Genomic DNA, 21,461 nt, shown 5'->3' on the forward strand with positions numbered 1-21,461 from the left:
GTCTAAATCATCTGCCCCGCCCTCTTTTCACGTATGAACTGGATATCTAGGTGAATGAAATTCGACCGAGGCGCTCCTTCGGGGATAAAGTATCGTCCACTTATAGACCACTCGGTCCGTCTCTTTCCTGGTGTTTTCTCGTGCGCGCTCCGCTTCCGCACACAGCGTGTCCACTCCGCGTCATATGATTACGCCGTCAGAAAACCAAAACCTCAAAACCGAAACATGGAAACGAGGACATGTAGTGGACCTCCTCCGCCTCACCGGGCGATACGGAAAGACCTATGCGGGATACGTGGCTGCAGTCGTGGTGCTCCAGTTCATCTCCACCCTGGCCACCCTGTATCTGCCAGATTTGAATGCCGACATCATCAACAACGGAGTCGCCGCGGCCGACGTGCCGTACATCCGCCGCGTGGGCATGCTCATGCTCGGCGTCTCCTTCGTCCAAGTCGCCGCCGCTGTCGCCGCAGTGTGGTTCGCTTCGGCGGCGGCCATGGGCACAGGCCGCGACATCCGCCGCGCCGTGTACGACAAAGTCAGCCGCTTCACCTCCGAAGACATGAACCACTTCGGACCAGCCACACTGACCACCCGCGCCACCAACGACGTCCAGCAGGTGCAGATGACCACCCTGCTCTTCTTCAACTTCATGGTCACCGCCCCGCTCATGGCCGTCGGCGGCGTGATCATGGCCCTACGCCAGGACGCCGGCATGTCCTGGCTTGTCATCGTGGCTGTGGTGGTCTTGGCCGTGGTGGTCACCATCATCGCGGCGCTGCTCATGCCCATGTTCAGCCGGATGCAGAAGAAGCTGGACGCCATCAACGGACTGCTGCGCGAGCAGATCGCGGGCATCCGCGTCGTCCGCGCATTCGGCCGGGAAGACTTCGAGGCCAAGCGCTTCCAAGATGCCAATGGCGCACTGACCCGCCTGAGCCTCAACATCGGTCGCGTCTTCGTGACCATGTTCCCCGTGATCATGCTCATCCTGAACCTGGCCACCACTGCAGTGCTGTGGTTCGGCGGTCACCGCGTGGACCAGGGGCTGGTGGAGGTCGGCTCACTTACCGCGTTCATGCAGTACCTCATGCAGATCCTCATGGCCGTGATGATGGGCGTGTTCATGCTCATGATGCTTCCCCGCGCGCTCGTGTGCGGCCGCCGCATCACCGAAGTTCTGGCCTACGAGCCCGCCGAGCCGCGGCCGGCGCGCTGTGCCACCGACGGTGCCACCGAGGGTGCGGGTACAGCCCACTCGGCCCCGGGCACCGTGGAGTTCCACGACGTGTCCTACCGCTACCCGGGTGCCGAGGAACCGGTGCTCAAGGACATCACCTTCACCGCGCAGCCAGGCACCGTCACCGCCATCATCGGCTCCACCGGTGCTGGAAAATCAACGATGCTGGGGCTCATCCCGGAGCTCTACTACCCCACCTCCGGGCACGTGCTCGTCAGCGGATCAGTGGGAATGGTCCCGCAGAAACCCTGGTTGTACCGCGGCACCGTCGCCTCCAACCTGCGCATCGGCAACCCCGACGCCACCGATGAGGAACTGTGGGAGACGCTGCGGACGGCGCAAGCGGGCTTCGTCGACACTCTCGACATGCCCATCGCCCAAGGCGGCACCAACGTCTCGGGCGGACAGCGCCAGCGCCTGTGCATCGCCCGCATGCTCGTGGCGCGGCCGGATGTCTATCTTTTCGACGACTCTTTTTCCGCCCTCGACGCCACCACAGAAGCCAAGCTGCAACATGCGATGACCTCGTACACGAAGGACGCGACTGTGATTGTTGTGGCGCAACGGGTGGCGTCGATACGCAATGCCGACCAGATTCTCGTGATGGAGGTCGGCGAAATCGTCGCACGCGGAACCCATGACGAGCTGCAAATCCAGCTCGACCTACCGCGAGATCGACCAGAGCCAGAAAGCGGTGACCGCATGAGCGAGCAGATGACCGACGACCAACTGGCCGCCTACGAAGAGTCCATGGCCGGGGACGACTACTCCAACAAGGCGCCCCGGAAAGCCAAGCACTTCTGGCCCTCCGCGAAACGGCTCCTCGGGCTGCTTACGCCGTACAAGATCGCGTTGACGCTGGTCTTCCTGATGAACGCCGGCTCCGTCATTCTTGCGGTGTGGGCGCCGCGGGTGCTGGGGCACGCGATGGACGTGATCTTCGCGGGCGTGGTGTCGAAACAGCTGCCCGAAGGAACCACGCCCGAGCAGGCTGTGGAGGGGTTGCGCGCAGCCGGCCAAGACCGTTTCGCGGACATGGCCGCAGCGATGGACCTCAACCCCGGAAACGGCATCGACTTCGACCGCCTCCGCGAACTCATCATCGCCGTCCTCGCGCTGTACCTGATCGCCGCACTGCTCATGTGGGCGCAAGGCGCGATCCTGAACAAGCTGACCATGCGTACGGTGTACGCCCTGCGTGAGAAGGTCGAAGCGAAGATCAACCGCCTGCCGCTGTCCTACTTCGATTCCCGCCAGCGCGGCGACGTGATGAGCCGCACGACCAACGACGTGGACAACATCCAGCAGGCTTTGCAGCAATCCCTGTCGTCGCTGTTCAACGCTCTACTCACTTTGGTGGGCATCGTGGTCATGATGCTGTCCATCTCGTGGCAGCTCGCCCTCGTCGCCCTGCTGGCCATCCCGCTGACCGGCGCCGTCATGGGTGTCGTGGGCACGCGCTCCCAGAAGGAATTTGTCACTCAGTGGAAAGCCACCGGCGATTTGAACGGGCACGTCGAGGAAGCCTTCACCGGCCACGACGTGGCCACTATCTTCGGCCGGGGCGAGCAAATCCGCGCCGAATTCGACGAGCGCAACGAGGAGCTTGCCGCCGCCGCACAGAAGGCGCAATTCCTGGCCAACTCGATGCACCCGATCATGCAGTTCATCGGCTCGCTGTCTTATGTGGCCATTGCTGTGCTCGGCGGCCTCAAAGTCGCCTCGGGCAAGATCACGCTCGGCGACGCCACCGCCTTCATCCAATACTCCCGCCAGATGAACCAGCCCCTCGGCGAGATCGCCGGCATGATGCAGATGCTCCAGTCCGGTGTCGCCTCCGCCGAGCGTGTTTTCGAGCTTCTCGACGCTGAAGAGGAAAGCGCTGACACCCCATCCGGCTCCGCGACCGAAGGCAACGCCCGCGGCCTCGTGGAATTCGACCACGTGGACTTTTCCTACTCCCCCGACACCCCGCTGATCGAAGACCTCTCCCTGCGCGTCGAGCCCGGCCAGACCGCGGCGCTCGTCGGCCCCACCGGTGCCGGCAAGACCACGCTGGTCAACCTGATCATGCGGTTCTACGAGGTCGACGGCGGCTCCATCCGCCTCGACGGCAGCGACATCAGCGACCTCTCGCGCTCCCAGTTGCGCTCCAACATCGGCATGGTGCTGCAAGATGCAGTCCTCTTCACAGGCACGATCATGGACAACATTCGGTACGGCCGCCTGGACGCCACCGACGAGGAAGTCATCGCCGCAGCGCAAGCCACCTACGTCGACCGCTTTGTTCGCTCACTTCCCGATGGGTACGACACGGAAATCGACCAGGACAGCGGCTCCATTTCCGCCGGCGAGCGCCAGCTCATCACCATCGCCCGCGCGTTCCTCGCCCAGCCCCCGCTGCTCATTCTCGACGAGGCCACCTCGTCCGTGGACACGCGCACCGAGGTCCTCGTCCAGCACGCCATGAACGCGCTCCGCAACGGCCGCACAAGTTTCGTCATCGCGCACCGCTTATCGACGATCCGCGACGCCGACCTCATCATCGTCATGCAGAACGGCACCATTGCCGAGCAGGGAACCCACGAAGAACTTCTCGCACGACGTGGCGTGTATTACGAGCTGAACCAGTCGCAATTCAGCGACGAAGACTAACAATATAGACTTCTCTGTCTGCTTACGAGGGTGCCTCTCTTGGGCACCCTTTTTTGCTTCCGACACGTCGATCCCAGTCCGCGGACCGTATTAATACACCTGCATAACAGGCAGTTCTGCTGAATATAAATCGGGCGATGCCCTTGACTCCGAACCCTCCCCGGCTAGATTTATAGACCAAGCAGTCTGCTTAGGTTCCGGGTTTTGGCTGCACCCCCAACACGATCAAAGGAGTCACCATGACCCACGAGACACGCGCCCCCAGGGCACACCGCGTGGCCGTCGTCGGCGCCGGCGCCGCCGGTATTCATGCATCGGACACCTTGATCTGCATGCCCGAAACCTCCGGCCGTTCCTACTTCGTCGACCTCTTCGACGCAGCCCCCGCACCGACCGGCCTCATCCGCTTCGCCGCCGAGCACCGTGAAGCTCCATCCCCCGTAATCAGCACCGGGTTCGACACCGGGTTCGAGACCCCTCCGGCAGCACTCGTTCCCCGTCTCCGCCTCTTCGGAAACGTCCGCATCGGCACCGACATCACCGTCGGCGACCTGACCCACTACTACGACACCGTCATCGTGGCCAGCGGCGCCCCACTCACCGGCAACTCCCTCACTCATGACTCTCTCACCATCGTGGGCACCTCCGCCGAGGCGTCCGCGATCTACGAGCACTTCCGCGCCGCCAGCTCTCCGGCCGTCACCGTCAGCCGCACCCCCGTCGTAACGGAGCCTTCGCCGGAGGACCAGCCCGGTGCGATCGTCGTGTTCCTCAAGTCCCGCGCCATCCCCTTCACCACCTGGCGTGGCTGGCACCGCCCGGCGTGGGTCAATCGGGAAACAGCCGGGGCAGTAGTCAGCGTCGATAAGTGGAATGCGATTCTCGCTGGCGGCCTGGCCATTCCCGCGGTGCCGTAACCCCGCACCCGCTGCTTGATCCTTCGCAGCTCCCCGCGAGGACCCTGCCCGCCTCCTCCCCTCCCTTCTTTGTTCAGTACCGCGCCTGCCCTGACGTCCCACCACAACCTTTCGCAACCCGTTAAACAACCGTTAACCCACTGGACGGAACCTGCGATTAACGTTGGACCGGCCTATGTTCCCCCAACATAAGAAGAGAGAACCTATGAGCGATAAGGGACTCCCCCGCGATCTCGCCGGTGAGCACAATCTGTCCGACGACGCAGACATCCGCGTTATCGACCGTGAAGTGGTCGAGTCCGAATCCGTCGGTGTCGACAATAAAGCCGGGAAGACCGGCAAAAACACGTCAAATAAGAACGACTCCTCCAACGCCCCCGATAACGACCTGGACGACGACGCCCAAGAAAACGACCCGCTGAGCTTCCTGCCGTTCGAAGGAACCGCGAAGCAGGTCGTCAACTGGATCGCCGTCTTCCTCGCCGTTTGGCTGCTGCTCAACGGTGTCGGAATGATCGGCGACGGCTTCAAGACGGCCGCCGGCGACCAGGCCAAGGAACTGTTCTCCTTCGCTGAGAACCCCTTCGTGGGTCTGGCAATCGGTGTCGTCACCACGGCGATCATCCAGTCCTCCTCCACCACCACTTCGATCGTGGTGGGCATGATCGCCGGTGGCCTGCCGCTGAACATCGCCATCCCGATGCTCTTCGGTGCCAACATGGGTACCTCGGTCACCTCGACCCTGGTTGCTTTGGGCCTGGCCGGCAACAAGAAGCAGTTCCACAACGGTTTCGCAATGGCGACTGTTCACGACTTCTTCAACCTCCTCGCCATCCTGATTTTCTTCACCCTGGAGATGTTCACCGGGTTCCTGGGCAAGACGGCGACGGCGATCGCTCCGTCCCTCACTGGCTCCGGTGAAGGTGTCATCGCGGGTGTCTTCGAGTCCTTCGGCGACTTCATCGACATGATCACCGAGCCGCTCGTGGAGCTGGCAAGCGGTATGGTCGAGCCGCTTGGCGACGTCTGGGGCGGCATCGTCCTCGCCGTGATCGGTATCGCGCTCATCCTGGTTTCCATCACCTTTATCAGTAAGATCCTCAATGCTCTGCTGGTGGGCAAGGCTCAGGAAATCCTGTACGCAGCGCTGGGTAAGAACGCATTCTTCGGAGCTCTTTCCGGTGCCTTGATCACCGCCGTGGTCCAGTCGTCCTCCACCACGACCGCCCTGACGGTTCCGCTGGCAGCATCCGGCAAATTCCAGGTCCGCAGCCTGTTCCCGTTCGTGGTCGGTGCGAACATCGGTACCACTTTGACCGGACTGATCGCGGCCTTCGCCGCAACCGGCTCAGAAGCCGAAGCCGCAATGGCCGGTGCACTGGTGCACACCCTGTTCAACCTCTTCTCCGCCATCATCATCTTGAGCATCCCGTTCCTGCGTGACGTGCCGCCGCGCTGCGCCGACTGGCTGGCAACCCTGGCCGAGAAGAACAAGATCTACATCTTCATCTACATCGGTGGCGTCTTCTTCGCCATCCCGCTACTCGCAGTGTTCATTTCCAACACCCTGATGTAAGGAGCCCACGATGACGAACCAGAACGAAACCCCCGACCTGTCCCCCATGGCCCAGGAGCTCATTCGCAGCGAAGCTCCCGACGAGGCCCTGGAAGCCCTGCTCGCCGAGCTCGAAGAGACCGCTGACGAGCTCCGCGACGAGCTCAATGCCCGCGGCCGCAACCAGCAGCTCCTGACTGAAGAGAACGCGACAGAAGACGCTGCCACTGAGACCGTCGTTCAGCCTGCCGAAGGCGACGACACCACCGTCGTCGCAGCCGAAGGTACGAAGCCGGGCCGCAAGCACAAAAAGATCAACCCGAACGTCACGCCCGACCAGCAAGCTGAGCTCGACGAGCACTTCGCACAGTACTGGACCAACTCCAAGGGCTCCTGGAAGAACCTCTTCCGTCTGCTTCGCGAGTTCCGCGCCGAGATGCAGGAGGGCAAGAACCGTGCTTAAGCGCCGCACAGCTATCACCGCCTCCATGCTGGCATCCTTGACAATGTTCGCCGCCGGTTGCTCCTCCAACGACACCCCAGGCGAAGACGCGATCCAGGCCACCGGTTCCGCCACCGTGGAGCCCATCACCTCCTACATGGCCGACCGGTACAAGTTCGACGTCAACGTCGAGGCGATCGGTTCAACCGACGGTTTCGAGAAATTCTGCAACGGTGACGCCGACATCAACGACGCTTCCGTGGCTATCCCGGGTTCGGGCGCTCCGGTGGACTTCCAGAAGCAGTGCGCCGACAACAAGGTCGAGTACATCGAACTGCCCATCGGCCTCGACGCCATCACGATCGTCAAGCACCGCGACAACGACTTCGCCACCGACCTCACCATCGACCAGCTCCACGACATCTGGTCCAAGGACTCCTCTGTTTCCAAATGGTCCGACATCGATCCGTCCTGGCCGGACGAGGAGATCAAGCTGTACGGCCGCCCGGACGGCTCCGGCACGCTCGGCGTCTTCAAGGAGCTCGTCCTCCAGGGCGACGAGATCCGCGACGACTACGAGTCCACCGACGACATTCAGGAACTGTCCCGGTGGGTCGCCGAGGACCCGAACGCGCTGTCCTTCATGGGTATCGGTAACTACCTCGCCACCGAGGAGGACTCCCAGAAGCTCATCGACAACGTGTCGATCGACGGTGTCGCCCCGACCGCAGACGAGACCAAGAGCGGCAACTACCCGCTGTCCCGCCCCCTGTTCATCTACGTGAACAAGAAGTCGACCGAGCGCGAGGACGTGGACAACTTCGTCACCACCTACCTCGAGCACGCCGAGGCTGTCATGCCGCGCGTGTACTTCTACCAGCTCCCTGAGCAGGATTACGACGCAGCTAAGAAGCGTTACGAGGACCGCACCACCGGCCCCGACGAGCGCTGGCAGGCATAAGTTCACCGTCTAAGAGGGGCTCTTCGGAGCCCCTCTTTTCCTTCAGTTAGCGCCCCCGCCGCCGCTTTCGCTCTCCCCTTTTCCGGCAGTTTTCTTCCGGGGTGCGGGAACCGGTGGGTATGTGCACGTCATGGCCGCTTTTCGATGGTTCTTGGGTTCACGGGCCTGTGGATAACATGTGGTTATCCACAGGTTTACGGTGGTGCCCTTTGCCAACCGGTGCACCGGGTTTAGCGTGTGGCCCATGAACCTTTTCGCCGCCAGTGTGGGTGCCACCAGCACCGCGATCGATACCCTGGCCCACTTTGATGCCGGGGTGCTTCGTGATGCCGGTGCCAACCCCAACCGGATCACCGACTGGGCCAAAGCCCACGCCGCTTATTACGGGCCCACCCGATTCACCCGCCAGCAAACCCACGCCATCACCATCGCCCGCGACACCGGTAAATCCTTAGACCAGCTAGTGTTCATCGAAAACACCTCACACCCATAACATCCGACAAGGAGACCTGGCGACTACGCCTAGCCCTGCTATCGGTACCCGGTAACTACGCCGCGTTGCGGCGCACAGCGAAGAACATCCTGCCCGACCCGGATGCTGATGCCCCACCACCGCAACCATCGGTGCGGTTTATATCCTCACATAACAGCGCACGGTCGTTTACCGCCACCGGTAACGAACACGACATCGCAGCACTCGAATACGCCCTGCGCCGCAAGCTCGAGCCCTCCCAACCTGCGGGGCCGCAGATGTACACCGCGCTGATGGCGTTGCTGGGCGTCAACACCACCGACGACGACACACACGCAGGCACCGTAGGTGGTGGGGTGTTTCCGGCGGTGCCACGCCCGTTGGTGCTCATCCCGCTTCCCGACTACACCCGCATCATCAACAGCGACGGGGACGACACCATCCTCGGGCTGACAGACGGCACCACAATCACAGGGGCGGACTACCTGACGAAATACCACGGACACCAGTTGGAGGTAGCCACATTCCACCCGCAGGCAGGGCCGGTGAACCTGTACACCACACGCCGGTTCGCCAACACCAAACAACGCGACCTGGCACGAGCCACACAAACCACCTGCCCCGTACCCGACTGCAGGCACGCAGCCGATAACTGCGAAGTCCACCACGTTGATGCGTGGTCGCAGGGTGGGATGACAAACATGGACAACCTGGCGGTGGTGTGCCGCTACCACAACCGCACCAACGACGACGACCCCCACCGCAACCACCGAGGCCGCATCAGAATCCGCAACGGCACACCCATCTGGATCTCACCGCGAGGCACACCCGCACCCAACACCACCCACCCATACGGAGCCATGCACCAACTCTTCGGACGATAACCAGGGCAAGATGCAAGCAACGCACATGGAACAGCGTCTTGGTAAAGAAGAAATGGCCAAAAAGGAACGGTAAAGACAAAACAGCGGTCCCGCACGAAACAGCAGCGATGCGGCCGACACAAGCATGGCCGAAACAGGCCCACAACCTATCCGGGACGGGGTTCACCCCTGCCCAAATAAAACCACCCCTCCCGAAAGACACCGAAACCCCGGCACCCCACCACGAAACGGCGGGGAACCGGGGCGAAAAGTGATTCTGCTGAAGTCGGCAATCAGGTGCCGACCTAGTACATGCTCATGTACCCGTCCTGTTCCGGGTGCTGGAACATCTGGCTCTGAGGCGTGGACTGTGCGGTTTGTCCAGGCTCACTGATCCACCGGTAGATGAAGACGGTGGCGAGCACCTGAATCGGAGCTGCGATGATGGCGCCGAAGCCGATGGTGAATAGGACGATTCCGACGCACACGAGTCCGACAAGTAGCAAGGCGCCGAATACGCGCCAGTAGTTCGCTTTTACGTCGTTCCAGGCTGCGGCGAACGCGCCGGTGGCGGTGGTCTTCTCGTCGATGGCGTATAGCGGGATCATCACCATGAACGGGTAAAGGAAGAGGAACCCGATGACGGTCAGAACGATGAGCGTCACACCGAGTGCTGGCACCTGCGAACCGATGAGGCCGCCGATGAAGGCGAGCGCGACGAACGCGATGCCGAATGCCAACCCGGTCAGGATGTAGGCAAGTATGCCTTGGGCCCATGGAACGTCTTTGAATGCATTGTTCCACGTCGGCTTCACGCCGCGGGTATCTCGCAGCGCCGCTTTGTAGACGACCAGGCTGAAGATGAAGGAAACAACCGACATGACCAGCTGTAACACCATCATGGTCGCGTTGGTGGAGGTGCTGGGTTCCTCGACACCGTTGTTGATGTCGTTGATGAGCTGTGGGAGCACGAAAATCAGGCCACCGACGAGGGCGATGAGCACCGGTAGCATCAGCAGGCCAATGTATACGTGCCATTGGCTGGTGAACAGGCGCTTGAAGCTGAACGGGATGGGCTCGGCTGGTGGCAGCGGCTGGGCTGGGATGTGCAGGGGGCGGCCGGCTTCTGACATGTTCTCCGGATTCACGTAGCCGGATGTCGGCGGGTATTGGCCATTAGGAGCGTTGTAGGCCGAGTTTTGGGCTGGGTTCTGTCCGTCGCCGAAGGACGGGTAGTCGCCGAAACTTGGGTATTCATTGGGATTATTTGGGATTGTCATGGGTCACAGTTTATTGCTGTCAAAAGAATTGTCTAGACGGATGGTCCGTATGGCCGGTTTAGTATGGGGGACGTGATGTCGCCCGAGTTTCAGCCCCAGCAGCCGTCGCAACCCGCCCCGCCACGTCAACGAAATGGCGGGAATGGCGACCTTGTCCGTTTGTCGGATTTGGATCGCTCTGAGGCGGTGGCGCGTCTCAGCTACGCACTCGGCGAGGGCCGGTTGGACAGCGACGAGTTCAACCGCCGTTGCGAGGAGGTAGACGGAGCGACGACGCATCGCGATCTCGTCCCCTTGTTCCTCGATCTCCCGGATCACCAGCCGCAGGTTCCGGGGGCGCTCGAGCAGACCTTCACCCGCAGCGAGATCGAGCGGGCTCGCGCGAACGGCAAGAACACGCGGCTGGGAATTTTCTCGCTTGGTTCGCTCGCGTCGTTCGCCGCCGCGGTGGGCGTCAGCACCGCAACGGGAATCGCCGAGTGGGCGCTTCTTTTGCTGATCATCCCGGCGCTTTTCACGGTCCTGTACATCATGAAGGCAGGCCCAGACAGCTGGTATGCGCCGAGTCCGCGCCAGTTGGAGCGGCAGCAGCTGAAGGAGTTGCAGACGGCGCGGCGGATGGAGGAGGAACGTCGCAAAGCGGAGCGCAGCGTGCAGCGTGACCAGCTGACGGGCGACGCGATGAGTATCGCGCAGCGGACCTTGGGCCGATTCTCTAAATAGCCGCGCTATTTTTTGGAAGAATTGGCACATGAGCAAATCGTCGAATGAGAAGACAACCGATAAGCAGGCCGAGAAGCCGAAGCGCGCGCCGCTGAAGCGCCACCGGCATTTCGACCAGGCCGAGAAGCTGAAGGGCGTCGCATACGACTTGCGCGGACCTGTGGCGTCGACGGCGGAGGAGATGGAGCGCGACGGCCACTCCATTTTGAAGCTCAACACGGGTAACCCGGCGGTCTTCGGCTTCGACGCTCCGGATGTAATCATGCGTGACATGATCGCGGCGCTGCCCACGTCGCAGGGGTACACGACGTCGAAGGGCATCATTCCTGCGCGCCGCGCGGTGGTGACCCGCTACGAGGAGATCGACGGTTTCCCGGATTTCGACATCGACGACGTCTACTTGGGCAACGGCGTGTCCGAGCTCATTTCGATGACCACGCAAGCTTTGCTTAACGACGGCGACGAGGTCCTCATCCCCTCCCCCGATTATCCGCTGTGGACTGCAGCGACCACGCTCGCCGGAGGTAAGGCCGTCCACTATGTGTGCGACGAAGAAGATAACTGGAATCCGTCGCTGGAGGACATCCGCTCGAAGGTGACGGACCGCACGAAGGCGATCGTGGTGATCAACCCGAATAACCCGACGGGCGCGGTTTACTCCAAGGAGGTCTTGGAAGGACTCGCCGACATCGCGCGCGAGCACGAGCTCATGGTGCTCGCCGACGAGATCTACGACCGCGTGCTTTACGACGACGCCGTGCACCACTCCATGGCCGCCATCGCCCCCGACCTGGTCACCTGCACCTTCAACGGCCTGTCCAAGGCGTACCGTGTCTGCGGTTACCGCGCCGGCTGGATGGTGATCACCGGCCCGCGCCGCCGCGCCACCGGATTCATCGAAGGCCTCGATCTGCTCGCCGGCACCCGACTGTGCTCGAACGTCCCGGGCCAGCACGCCATCCAGGTCGCTCTCGGTGGCCGCCAATCCATCTACGCGCTCACCGGCGAGGGCGGCCGTTTGAAGAAGCAGCGCGATGTCACGGTGAAGAAGCTCCGCGAGATCCCGGGTGTTTCGGTGGTGGAACCGAAGGGCGCGATGTACGCGTTCCCGAAGCTCGATCTGGACATGTACGAGATTCACGACGACGAGCGCTTCATGCTCGACCTGCTCAAGAGCGAGAAGATCCTCATGGTCGGCGGTTCCGGCTTCAACTACCCGAAGCCGGACCACTTCCGCGTGGTCACGCTCCCGTGGGCCTCGCAGCTGGAGAACGCCATCGAGCGCCTGGGCAACTTCCTGTCCGACTACCACCAGCACTAACGGCCCCCACCCCGCCTTAGGGCAGGCCGTCGCCGCGGCGGTCGCAGAGATTGTGGCCGTCCGTCCTGCATCAGCCCGCATCAGCCCGCATCAGACCGCCAGCGCCCCTCCCCCGGAAAAAATACTCAAGGGGGAGGGGCGCCGCATCTAGAAAGAGCTATTTCGGCAGTCAGGATTCTACGAAAAGCTCCGTCGACACTGGTCGTTCTCACAGGTAATTTGATTTGTGAAGAACTTCTCATCTTGAAGCTCCCGCAGGCGCACGCTCCGGGAAACGCCCGCGATGCGCCGACAAGATGCGCATTCGAATGACAATGCGCCCCGAAGGTGCATTAAAGGGAGCGACCGAGAGCCCACATGCCCCAGCCGGCTGCCTGCCAGGCATCGATTGGAAGGACATTTCGGGCGTCGACAAGCTTTTTCTCAGCAACGAGTTCCCCGGCGTGCGTCGGGTCGAGCTGCTTGAACTCATCCCATTCTGTGGCGAGGATCACAAGCTCGGCGTCGTTCAAAGCATCATCGAGGGAAGCCGCGTAATCCAAAGTCGGGAAGACCTTACGGGCGTTATCCATGCCCTGCGGATCGTAGACGCGTACCGACGCGCCGGCGAGGTTGAGCTGGCCGGCAACCGCCAGGGCCGGCGAATCACGCACGTCGTCGGAGTTCGGCTTGAACGCCGCTCCCAGCACGGTGATACGGCGGCCGATGAGCGAGCCGAGGATCTCGCGCGACAGGTCGATCACGCGCTCACGCCGGCGCATGTTGATCGCGTCGACCTCGCGCAGGAATGTGAGTGCTTGATCTGCGCCAACCTCGCCAGCGCGGGCCATGAACGCGCGAATATCCTTCGGCAGGCAGCCACCACCGAAGCCCAGCCCTGCACCGAGGAATTTGCGGCCGATGCGGTCGTCGTGGCCGATCGCGTCGGCAAGCTGGGTGACATCCGCACCGACGATCTCGCAGACCTCGGACACGGCGTTGATGAAGCTGATTTTGGTGGCCAAGAAAGCGTTAGCGGAAACTTTCACCAGCTCCGCGGTCTGCAGATCCGTCACGATGAACGGGGTGTCGTGGCTCAACGGAGTGGCGTAGATCTCGCGAGCGATCTCCTCGGCACGCGAATCGTCCCCGCGGGTGCCCAGGACGATCCGGTCCGGCTCGATGGTGTCTTTGACGGCGTATCCTTCGCGCAGGAACTCCGGGTTCCACGCGATTTCCACGGTGGCACCCTCACCGGCAAGTTCAGCTGCGGCATCTGCGCGCTCCTGCAAGGCCCGTGCCGTTCCGACGGGAACGGTCGACTTGCCCAAGATGAGGTGTTCGCCTTCTAAGTGAGGCACGAGACTGTCGATCGCCGCTTCCACATAGGTGGTGTCAGCCGCATAGGACCCTCGCTGCTGCGGTGTGCCCACCCCGATGAAGTGGACGTTGGCGAACGCCGCGGCTTCTTCGTAATCGGTGGTGAAGCCCAACCGGCCCGACTCGATATTGCGCTTGAGTACCTCGGGCAACCCCGGCTCGTAGAACGGCACATCGCCGTTCTTCAACGCGTCGATCTTCGCCTGGTCAACGTCAATGCCGAGCACCTCGTGGCCCAGCTCCGCCATGCAGGCGGCGTGCGTTGCTCCAAGGTACCCGGTCCCAATCACAGTCATGCGCATACGGGACATTATGGCCCGACGCGCATGATTTGGCAGGAGACTAGAAAAACGGGTTAGTTGATCTGGTCCTTGGCGTTGTCACCGGCACCGCTGGCGCTCGCGGAACCGGACTCAGACGGGACGTTGTCGTCGTTCCAGCCGGCATTCTCGTTGTAGCCCTCTGCCTTGTCGACGGTACGCACTGCCGGGTTCGTCCCATCCGCATTCACCGTGTCCGGGTCAGTGAAGTCCTTGGCCTCCTCATGCCCGCAACCGCAGCCGCAGCTCTTCGCCGCTTCACGCTCACGCTCGCGGTCAGCTTTCTTGCACTGCTCGCACTCGCAGTCGCCGTGGTCCGGGACGCCGCCCTGGACGGCTCCATCCTTCGCAGCTCCGTGCTTGTGATCGCAGTTGCACTCGCCCGGTGCGCAGTCGCAGCTACCGTCGGCAGCGTGTGCATCCTTCAGGCCGAGGTCGCGCTGCTCCAGCGGTGCGTCCTGCTCGCCGTGGTCGTGGCTGTGGCCGCCGCAGCAGCCGTGGTTGTGGGAGTTCTCGTTGGCAGTGGTCATGGTCGCTCCTTTTTGGTAGGTTTCACAGGCTTTTCCGTGGTGAAAACACTTTTGGTCAATGGAAAACAGTTGAAAACGTTGAAAACCAGCCTAGTCACTCGCTCGTTATTGCGCCGTGGTCGACAAGGCGTGAAAGCGGTCGAGCGAACCGGTGGGCATCCCGCCCGACAAGGCGCGATGAAGGAACGGTGAAGGCGCGGTGCTGGACATCCGCTACCGGAAGTTGAGGTACGCCTTCGACGGTGTGGGCCCGCGCTGCCCCTGGTATTTGGAGCCGAGGGCGGAGGACCCGTAAGGGGTTTCGGCGGGCGAGGACATCTGAAACAGTGCCAGCTGGCCCACCTTCATCTCGGGCCACAGGGTGATGGGCAGGTTGGCCACGTTGGATAGCTCGAGGGTGATGTGGCCGACAAATCCAGGATCGATGAATCCGGCGGTGGAGTGGGTGACCAGGCCGAGGCGTCCGAGAGAGCTCTTGCCCTCGAGTCGACCGGCAAGATCAGCTGGCAGGGCGAACTTCTCCAGTGTTGCCGCGAGGACGAATTCGCCGGGGTGCAGCACGAACGGCTCGCTTTCCGGGACCTCCACCTCAGTAGTGAGGTCCGGCATCTCTTTCTTCGGGTCGATGTGCGTGTACTTGGAATTGTTGAACACGCGGAAGAAGCGGTCGATACGCACGTCCACGCTGGACGGCTGGACCAGATCCGGGCTGAACGGGTCAATGCTCAGACGGCCGGAGTCGATGGCGGAACGAATGTCACGGTCGGAAAGAAGCACGGCTTCATCTTACGGTGTCGCGGTGCGGGGGATTCCGCTGGGCATTTTCAGTGTGCGCCGCAAGCGGTGCTAAGATGACTCTCGCTGTTCATTATGTGGGCTCCGCCGAGTTCACTATGTGGACGCAGTGCCGGCGTAGTTTAGTGGTAGAACATCAGCTTCCCAAGCTGAGAGTGCGAGTTCGATTCTCGTCGCCGGCTCCAATCCCGAAGCCCCGCAGACTGCATGTTCCCCAGACTGCGGGGCTTTACACGTGCGCGCCTATGCTGTGGGTGTGAGTGCGACACAGCGTATCGGTGAGATTCTGGGAACGGCCGCGATGAGCGCGCAGTCGGCGGTGGAGCGGCTGACGGAACCGATTTTCAACCTCCCCGATTTCACACCGGAGCATGAGACACCCGTGCTCTACGTACACGGCATTCACAGCCGGGCGAGCGGTTTCCGCCGCAATGCGCGGTTTCTGCGCGACCACGGTTATTGGGTGTGGGGCTTCAATTACGGCCGCATGTTCCTCCCCGGCTTGTACGGAACGGGGCCGTTGGAGAATTCGTTGGAGGAGCTGCGGGCCAACGTCGATAAGGTGCTTGCGCACACGGGCGCAGACCAGGTCGATATCGTGGCGCATTCCCAGGGGGGATTGTTGACCAAGCTGTTCATCGCGCAGGGAGGAGCATCTAAGGTGCGGCGCGTGGTCGCCATGGGCGCGAATTTCCACGGCACGGACCTGGAAGGAAAGGCACCGCTATTGCTCAAGCGGTTCGAGCAGTTTCCGCGGTTGACGGGATTGCTGCTCAGCCCGAGCGTGCCGCAGCAGTTGGCGGGCTCACCGTGGATGCGCGAGCATGCGGATCCACTGCCTGACACAGACCCGTCGGTGGTCTACACGGCGCTGTACTCCTCCCGCGACACCTTGGTCACGCCGAATAGCGCATCGAAGTTGGTACCTGCCAACGGTGCGGATGTGGTGAACAAGGAGATTCCCGGCGCGCCGATCCACCAATTGATGATGCGCGACGGAGAGATCGCCGGGCTGACCTTATGGGGTTTGGAACGGCCGGCATCGCCCCGCAGAGACTTTGCTTGACCACTGCAGGCGGCTGACTACCCGCATTGCACGATCGGCTGCGGGTTGTACACGGTGGTCTGCGTTTCGCGGGAGATCTCGTTGCCGGACAAGTCGCGGACGATGCGGGTGTCCGATGTGGTGAAGCCTTGTGCGCCGCCGGAGGGAACGCATTCGCCACCGGAGACACTCTTCGGGCTGGGCGAGGTGTAGCCCCAACGGCCGCCGTTGACGGATTCGACTTCGCGGTCCTTGACGCCCTTCATTCGCACGGTGATCTGGCCGCCGCCGTAACTGGTCTCGATCTTCACCGGGTGCGGAGTGTCGTTGCGGAAAACGAGGTCGATGGCGCCCTCGTAGACGGTGGCCTCGCGGCCAGCCGGGTAACGGGAGATGTAGTAGGAGTGCGGAGTGTGGTCGATATCCGTCATGCCGGAGAAATACGCGGCGTTGTAGAGGGTGGTGGCGAACTGCGAGATGCCGCCGCCGACGGCGTTACCGGCGCGCCCTTCGATGATGATGCCGGATTCGACGTAGCCCTGAGCTGTCCCGCGGGGGCCTGTGTAACCGTTGAGGGAGAAGGTCTCCCCCGGACTGACCACGGCACCGTTGACCGTGGAGGCGACGATGGAAATATTGGTGCCGGAAGCGGAACTGTATCCGCCGGTGGTGAACTCGCCGACGACGTCGTTGAAGGTGGCGTTGTGGGCTTGCTCGGTAGTGAAAGTAGCGGGAACTTCACGGTACTGAGCTTCCCAGGTGCGGGGCTGGTCGCCGAGTACGCGTTCGCCGAAATCCTTCATGGTTTCTTCCCAGCGGATCTCATTGCCGTCGACGGACGGACTGACCTCACCCGCAGCTGAGATGGTGGCGTTCTTGCCCTCTATAACGGTGTCCTTCAGCTGCTCGGCGAAGATGCCCTGGGCAGCGTCGGAGTTGACCTCGGGCACGATCCGGCGCTGCTTCGGGTCGTTGCGGAAGGCGACAACTTCCCCCATTTTCTTGCCGTCGATGACAGCGTCGGTGTCTTTCTGGCCCTTCAGGGTCAGCGGGCCGTCGAGTGCGCGGGCGACCGGGCCGTCCACAGTTTCCTTGACCACATCGTCGCCGATGGCGGGCTCGGTGACTGTGGGGTCGACTTTCACACCGGATGGATTGAGCCAGTTGGCGGACATGGCGCGCTTGAGCTCGCCGCCGTCAATGTCTTGGCCCTTTTTCGGTTCCGTGACATCGGCTTTGCCGTCCTTGATCGCGACAGCGCCGTCGGTCGGCGCGACGGTGAGATCCTTGGCCACGCGCTCGACGGTCGGTTGCAAGGCGTTGTCATCGGCGGTGGAGACGATCTCTACCTCGTTGGTGCGGAACAGACCCAAAAAGCGGGCCACGGGGTTGAGCGGTTCACTTCCCGCTGCCTCGACGGTGGCCGGCCAATCTGGCCCGAGCCCGGCGCTGGCCGGGACGAATTCGGTGCTCTTTTCACCAGCAGTGACGGTGACAGGCTTCTCGTTGACGCTGCCGAGCTCACTGCTCAGCTTGTCTACTGCGGCTGCGGGTTCCATGCCGCCGACTTCGACTCCGCCGACGGCGGTGCCGCGCGGGACGTTGCCGCGGTTGAACGCGACATCGGCCAGGTACAGCCCCAGAAGTAGCACGAGCAGGCCGACGAGAAAGCCCGCCGCGACTTTCCACCCGCGGGCACCGCCGGCCTCACCTTTCGTTTGCACAGTACTCACGGGCTTCAAGGGTAGTTGACCCTGGATCCGATGGCGGGAAAAGGGCTAGCTGGAAACGTTCTTCATCTGCAGCTGCACGCGGAGAGCGGCCTCGTCAATGCGGGCGAGAGGAATCTCACCTTTTTCCACTGCGGCGACGATGCCGTCGACGGATTCGCGGAGTTCTTCGCCCGAGGACCACAGGGCCTGGTCGGCTCCGGCGGCGATGGCGCGGCGGACGGCTATCGGGGTGGGAAGGTGGTCGGTGATGGCGCGCATGCCGGATAGGTCGTCTGTGATGGCGACGCCATTGAATGGCTGCCCGCCCGGGTAGTCGCCGGTGCGCAGCATGCGGTAAGTGTTCGGGTTCAGCGACGACGGCGTGTTCGTGTCGCCTGCACCGGGCACGACCATGTGGCCGACCATGACAGAGGCACGGGGGAATTTCGGCAAGACAGCGGCGTACGGCGCGAGGTCGAACGTGTGGAGGTCCTGGATCGGCGGGGTGAGCGCGAGCGTGTGGTGGGTGTCGCCGCTGGCGCGGCCATGACCGGGGAAGTGCTTGAAGGTGGGAGTGACGCCGGCGTCGACAAGCCCCTGCGCGAACAGGACGGCGACTTCTGCGACACGTTCCGGGGAGGAGCCGAACGCGCGGTCGCCGACGATGTCGAGACCGGCCGCGTCGACGTCGAGCAGCGGGGCGTAGTCGACGTCGATTCCGTATTTCTTCAGCGTGCGGCCCACGTCGTAACCGGCGCCGCGGATCACCTCGGGGGGCTGTTGCGCGAGGTCGCGCGGCGGCGGGAAGGATCCGAGGACGTCTGCGTGGCGCTGCACGCGGCCGCCTTCGAAATCGATGCCGACGGAGAACGGCCGGCCGAATTCCGCCCGCAGCGCGTTAATGTTGCGGCCTTCCTCGGTGAGCAGCGCGGGGTCGGACCAGCTGGGCAGGAAGAGACCGCCTGCGCCTTGCTCGAGAGCGGCGCGCGCCTCGTCGTAGTTCTTCACACCGACGACCATCAGCGACGCGACGCGTTCGCGCAGGTCAGCGGGCACCGGCGGCGGAGTCTCCGTGACCGTTCGCGTCTCGGTCTCCTCGACGGCCACAGGTTCCGGCTCGGGGCCCGCGCATGCGGCACACAGCATGCACGTCAGCGCACCGACGGCCACAGCAGCTACTCGCATCGCGTCCCCCTTCTTGTCCTCGCTTATCGACGCCTCCTTCGAATCCTATCCCCCTGGTACCCTCAATTCCCATGAGCTCCGTGATCCGCACCCGCCGCACCGGCGCAGGTACCTCGTGGCCCCGCCGCACCTTCGGCCCGGTGCTGGCCAGCTCGGTCACCGGAATCGTGCTGGGCATCGTGGGCGTGGTAGGTATCGCGTCCTTTTCCGCCCAGAACCAAGTGCCGTCCGGAAACGCTGTCCCCGCCGATGAAGCTGTGCTCGGCGGGCCGGAGTACGGCTCACGGCAGTAGATGCCGGCGCTGCGCACGTTCACTGCCCGCGGCCCGCATGCGACGCACGCGGCGGGCTGGATCGTCTTGGCACTGCTCGCATTCCTGCAGGCTCCCGGGCGCACCGCCGCCGACACGAAATTTGATCTCACCGCAGATCCCGGCGCATTTCTGGCGGAGGCGACGCACGCGTACACCGACCGCTTCACACTGGGGCAGATCCAGAACCAGGCCTACGGCTACCTCTTCCCCCACGGCGCCTTCTTCTGGCTGACCGAACCGCTACCGGACTGGGTGGCGCAACGGATCTGGTGGACCATCGTCATGGGGACCGCGTTTTCCGGCACGGTGGTGCTGGGCAGGCGCGTGGGGTTGAAGGGGGTGCCCGTAAGCGTTGCCGCTTTCCTGTACGCGCTGAGCCCGCGGGTGCTGACGACGCTGACGGCGATTTCTTCCGAAGCGTGGCCCGTGGCGCTCGTGCCGTGGACGCTGGCTCCCTTGTTCGCGCCGCGGCTGCGCCGCGGCGATGTGGCTGCCGCGGTGATTCCCGTGGCGCTCATGGGCGCGGTGAACGCGACCGCGACGATGATGGCGTGCCTGCCCGCGTTCGTCCTGCTCATCTACCGCTTCGCGTGGAAGCCGCTGGCCGGGTGGCTGTTCGGCGTGGCTGTGGCCTCGGCGTGGTGGATCGGCCCGCTGCTCGTGCTCGGGCGCTATTCGCCGCCGTTCACCGATTTCATCGAGTCCGCGTATGTGACCACGCGCTGGACGAATCTGGCGGAGGTGCTGCGCGGCACGACATCCTGGGCGCCCTTCGTGGACACGGAGCGCACCGCCGGCCACCTGCTCGCCGCGGAACCCGTATTCGTCCTGTTCACGCTGGCCGTCGCGGCGATCGGTCTGGCGGGACTCGCATTGCGCGGCATGCCGTGGCGCGGCTACTTCGTCGTGCTGCTGTGCCTCGGTGCCGGTATACTCGCCGCCGCGCACGGGCCGCTCGGCACCCCGTGGCTTTCGCTTCTCGACGGCCCCGCCGCCCCCTTCCGCAACCTCCACAAACTCGACCCGCTTGTCCGCCTTCCCCTCTCCCTCGGCGCCGGGTACGCGCTGAGCCGGGCGCGCACACCTGCTGTCGTCGCCGGGGTGCTCGCAACCGTGCTGGCCACCTCCCCGGCGTGGACACTGCGCCTCGCGCCCGAAGGCACGTGGACTGCTGTGTCCTCGGACTGGGAGGCCGCAGCCGCCTTCATCGAGGCCAATGCCGCCCACACCCGCACCCTCGTCGTGCCAGAAGCACAATTCGCGCGGCAGACATGGGGCTGGACCCGCGACGAACCGATCCAAGGTCTGACCAGCACCCGCTTCGCGGCCCGCGACGCCGTCCCCCTCATCGACCCAGAGGCGATCCGCGGGCTCGACGGACAGATGGCCGCGCTCTCGCCGGAGGCAATGCGCGCCATCGGCGTCGGTGCCGTCGTGGTGCGCGACGACCTCGCCTCGGGGCCCGCAGCCCCTCCACTCGACGACTCCTTCGGCGAGCCGGAACGCTTCGGAGACGTGTCCGTCTACCTCGTCGAACCGGACCGGGACATGATGATCACCCCTGCCGACACCGCCGACCTGCCCACCGTCGCCGGCGGCGGCGAGGTGCTGCCGTTGCTGGACCGTGAATTCGGCTATTCCCCGCGCAGGATCACCTCGGCGGACAGCGCCGACATCATCACCGACACCCCGGCCCTGGCGAAGCGCAATTACGGGACGTTGACGGGGCCAGCCTCGTCGTACCTGCGCGACATGTCCGAAGGAGGCGCGAT

The 21,461-nt window shown here is 63.3% G+C and carries 17 protein-coding genes, 1 tRNA gene and 2 pseudogenes; 14 read left to right on the top strand and 6 right to left on the bottom strand.

Annotation, left to right across the window (positions count from 1 at the left end; translation table 11 throughout):
* Window positions 1-184: 184 nt before the first annotated feature.
* The 8 genes and pseudogenes from QYQ98_RS05055 to QYQ98_RS05090 form a co-directional block, all read left to right on the top strand.
* A pseudogene (locus tag QYQ98_RS05055) lies at window positions 185-1,657 on the top strand (ABC transporter ATP-binding protein); the annotation flags it as partial.
* A gap of 285 nt (window positions 1,658-1,942) precedes the next feature.
* Complete coding sequence (locus QYQ98_RS05060; RefSeq protein ID WP_302007683.1) at window positions 1,943-3,895, top strand: ABC transporter ATP-binding protein; 1,953 nt, start codon at window positions 1,943-1,945, stop codon at window positions 3,893-3,895.
* A 239-nt stretch (window positions 3,896-4,134) separates the two neighbouring features.
* Window positions 4,135-4,812 (top strand): hypothetical protein, encoded by a 678-nt coding sequence (locus QYQ98_RS05065; protein ID WP_302005847.1) that lies wholly within the window; start codon window positions 4,135-4,137, stop codon window positions 4,810-4,812.
* Between the two features lie 205 nt (window positions 4,813-5,017).
* A complete protein-coding gene (locus tag QYQ98_RS05070; RefSeq protein WP_302005848.1) occupies window positions 5,018-6,388 on the top strand; it encodes a Na/Pi symporter in 1,371 nt (456 codons plus the stop codon).
* A 10-nt stretch (window positions 6,389-6,398) separates the two neighbouring features.
* Window positions 6,399-6,830 (top strand): hypothetical protein, encoded by a 432-nt coding sequence (locus QYQ98_RS05075; RefSeq protein WP_302005849.1) that lies wholly within the window; start codon window positions 6,399-6,401, stop codon window positions 6,828-6,830.
* Window positions 6,823-7,770, top strand: coding sequence for a substrate-binding domain-containing protein (locus tag QYQ98_RS05080; RefSeq protein ID WP_302005850.1), 948 nt, complete (start codon window positions 6,823-6,825; stop codon window positions 7,768-7,770). Before QYQ98_RS05075 ends, QYQ98_RS05080 begins: the two co-directional genes overlap by 8 nt.
* A gap of 244 nt (window positions 7,771-8,014) precedes the next feature.
* Complete coding sequence (locus QYQ98_RS05085) at window positions 8,015-8,263, top strand: hypothetical protein (RefSeq protein ID WP_302005851.1); 249 nt, start codon at window positions 8,015-8,017, stop codon at window positions 8,261-8,263.
* A 65-nt stretch (window positions 8,264-8,328) separates the two neighbouring features.
* Window positions 8,329-9,126, top strand: a complete 798-nt coding sequence (locus QYQ98_RS05090; protein WP_302005852.1) for an HNH endonuclease signature motif containing protein — start codon at window positions 8,329-8,331, stop codon at window positions 9,124-9,126.
* Window positions 9,127-9,410: 284 nt separating this feature from the next.
* On the opposite strand, the gene QYQ98_RS05095 is transcribed toward QYQ98_RS05090, so the two are convergent.
* Window positions 9,411-10,385, bottom strand: a complete 975-nt coding sequence (locus QYQ98_RS05095; protein ID WP_302005853.1) for a hypothetical protein — start codon at window positions 10,383-10,385, stop codon at window positions 9,411-9,413.
* 75 nt (window positions 10,386-10,460) lie between these two features.
* Between QYQ98_RS05095 and QYQ98_RS05100 the strand changes: the two genes are divergently transcribed.
* Together QYQ98_RS05100 and QYQ98_RS05105 are read left to right on the top strand one after the other, a co-directional pair.
* Complete coding sequence (locus QYQ98_RS05100) at window positions 10,461-11,108, top strand: DUF1707 domain-containing protein (protein ID WP_302005854.1); 648 nt, start codon at window positions 10,461-10,463, stop codon at window positions 11,106-11,108.
* Between the two features lie 28 nt (window positions 11,109-11,136).
* The gene (locus QYQ98_RS05105) at window positions 11,137-12,429 is read left to right on the top strand and encodes a pyridoxal phosphate-dependent aminotransferase (RefSeq protein WP_302005855.1); all 1,293 of its coding nucleotides are present in this window, start codon (window positions 11,137-11,139) and stop codon (window positions 12,427-12,429) included.
* Window positions 12,430-12,761: 332 nt separating this feature from the next.
* Here the strand turns inward: QYQ98_RS05105 and QYQ98_RS05110 are convergent, their stop codons facing one another.
* The 3 genes from QYQ98_RS05110 to dcd form a co-directional block, all read right to left on the bottom strand.
* The gene (locus tag QYQ98_RS05110; protein ID WP_302005856.1) at window positions 12,762-14,090 is read right to left on the bottom strand and encodes a UDP-glucose/GDP-mannose dehydrogenase family protein; all 1,329 of its coding nucleotides are present in this window, start codon (window positions 14,088-14,090) and stop codon (window positions 12,762-12,764) included.
* Window positions 14,091-14,143: 53 nt separating this feature from the next.
* On the bottom strand, window positions 14,144-14,638 hold the full coding sequence (locus tag QYQ98_RS05115; RefSeq protein WP_302005857.1) for a hypothetical protein: 495 nt from the start codon (window positions 14,636-14,638) through the stop codon (window positions 14,144-14,146).
* A 213-nt stretch (window positions 14,639-14,851) separates the two neighbouring features.
* Window positions 14,852-15,415 (bottom strand): dCTP deaminase, encoded by a 564-nt coding sequence (gene dcd / locus QYQ98_RS05120; protein WP_302005858.1) that lies wholly within the window; start codon window positions 15,413-15,415, stop codon window positions 14,852-14,854.
* 129 nt (window positions 15,416-15,544) lie between these two features.
* Here dcd and QYQ98_RS05125 point away from each other — a divergent pair.
* Window positions 15,545-15,618: transfer RNA gene (locus QYQ98_RS05125), tRNA-Gly, on the top strand.
* Between the two features lie 71 nt (window positions 15,619-15,689).
* Window positions 15,690-16,499: a triacylglycerol lipase gene (locus QYQ98_RS05130; protein ID WP_302005859.1), complete on the top strand. Its 810-nt coding sequence runs from the start codon at window positions 15,690-15,692 to the stop codon at window positions 16,497-16,499.
* Window positions 16,500-16,516: 17 nt separating this feature from the next.
* Here QYQ98_RS05130 and QYQ98_RS05135 read toward each other — a convergent pair whose 3' ends face one another.
* Both QYQ98_RS05135 and QYQ98_RS05140 read right to left on the bottom strand, forming a co-directional pair.
* Entirely contained in the window at window positions 16,517-18,202 is a 1,686-nt protein-coding gene (locus QYQ98_RS05135) for a VanW family protein (RefSeq protein WP_302007684.1), read from the bottom strand.
* Between the two features lie 54 nt (window positions 18,203-18,256).
* Entirely contained in the window at window positions 18,257-19,375 is a 1,119-nt protein-coding gene (locus QYQ98_RS05140) for a glycoside hydrolase family 3 N-terminal domain-containing protein (protein ID WP_302005860.1), read from the bottom strand.
* Between the two features lie 71 nt (window positions 19,376-19,446).
* Between QYQ98_RS05140 and QYQ98_RS05145 the strand changes: the two genes are divergently transcribed.
* Window positions 19,447-19,668, top strand: coding sequence for a DUF2613 domain-containing protein (locus QYQ98_RS05145; RefSeq protein WP_302005861.1), 222 nt, complete (start codon window positions 19,447-19,449; stop codon window positions 19,666-19,668).
* Window positions 19,669-21,090, top strand: a pseudogene (locus QYQ98_RS05150) (alpha-(1->3)-arabinofuranosyltransferase family protein); the annotation flags it as partial.
* Window positions 21,091-21,461 lie beyond the last annotated feature (371 nt).

Source organism: Corynebacterium sp. P3-F1, assembly GCF_030503635.1.
Lineage (GTDB): Bacteria > Actinomycetota > Actinomycetes > Mycobacteriales > Mycobacteriaceae > Corynebacterium.

Coding starts and splice junctions, on each gene's coding strand:
- QYQ98_RS05060 (WP_302007683.1), top strand. CDS start 1,943: ATGAGCGAGCAGATGACCGACGACCAACTGGCCGCCTACGAAGAGTCC.
- QYQ98_RS05065 (WP_302005847.1), top strand. CDS start 4,135: ATGACCCACGAGACACGCGCCCCCAGGGCACACCGCGTGGCCGTCGTC.
- QYQ98_RS05070 (WP_302005848.1), top strand. CDS start 5,018: ATGAGCGATAAGGGACTCCCCCGCGATCTCGCCGGTGAGCACAATCTG.
- QYQ98_RS05075 (WP_302005849.1), top strand. CDS start 6,399: ATGACGAACCAGAACGAAACCCCCGACCTGTCCCCCATGGCCCAGGAG.
- QYQ98_RS05085 (WP_302005851.1), top strand. CDS start 8,015: ATGAACCTTTTCGCCGCCAGTGTGGGTGCCACCAGCACCGCGATCGAT.
- QYQ98_RS05095 (WP_302005853.1), bottom strand. CDS start 10,385: ATGACAATCCCAAATAATCCCAATGAATACCCAAGTTTCGGCGACTAC.
- QYQ98_RS05100 (WP_302005854.1), top strand. CDS start 10,461: ATGTCGCCCGAGTTTCAGCCCCAGCAGCCGTCGCAACCCGCCCCGCCA.
- QYQ98_RS05105 (WP_302005855.1), top strand. CDS start 11,137: ATGAGCAAATCGTCGAATGAGAAGACAACCGATAAGCAGGCCGAGAAG.
- QYQ98_RS05110 (WP_302005856.1), bottom strand. CDS start 14,090: ATGCGCATGACTGTGATTGGGACCGGGTACCTTGGAGCAACGCACGCC.
- QYQ98_RS05115 (WP_302005857.1), bottom strand. CDS start 14,638: ATGACCACTGCCAACGAGAACTCCCACAACCACGGCTGCTGCGGCGGC.
- QYQ98_RS05140 (WP_302005860.1), bottom strand. CDS start 19,375: ATGCGAGTAGCTGCTGTGGCCGTCGGTGCGCTGACGTGCATGCTGTGT.
- QYQ98_RS05145 (WP_302005861.1), top strand. CDS start 19,447: ATGAGCTCCGTGATCCGCACCCGCCGCACCGGCGCAGGTACCTCGTGG.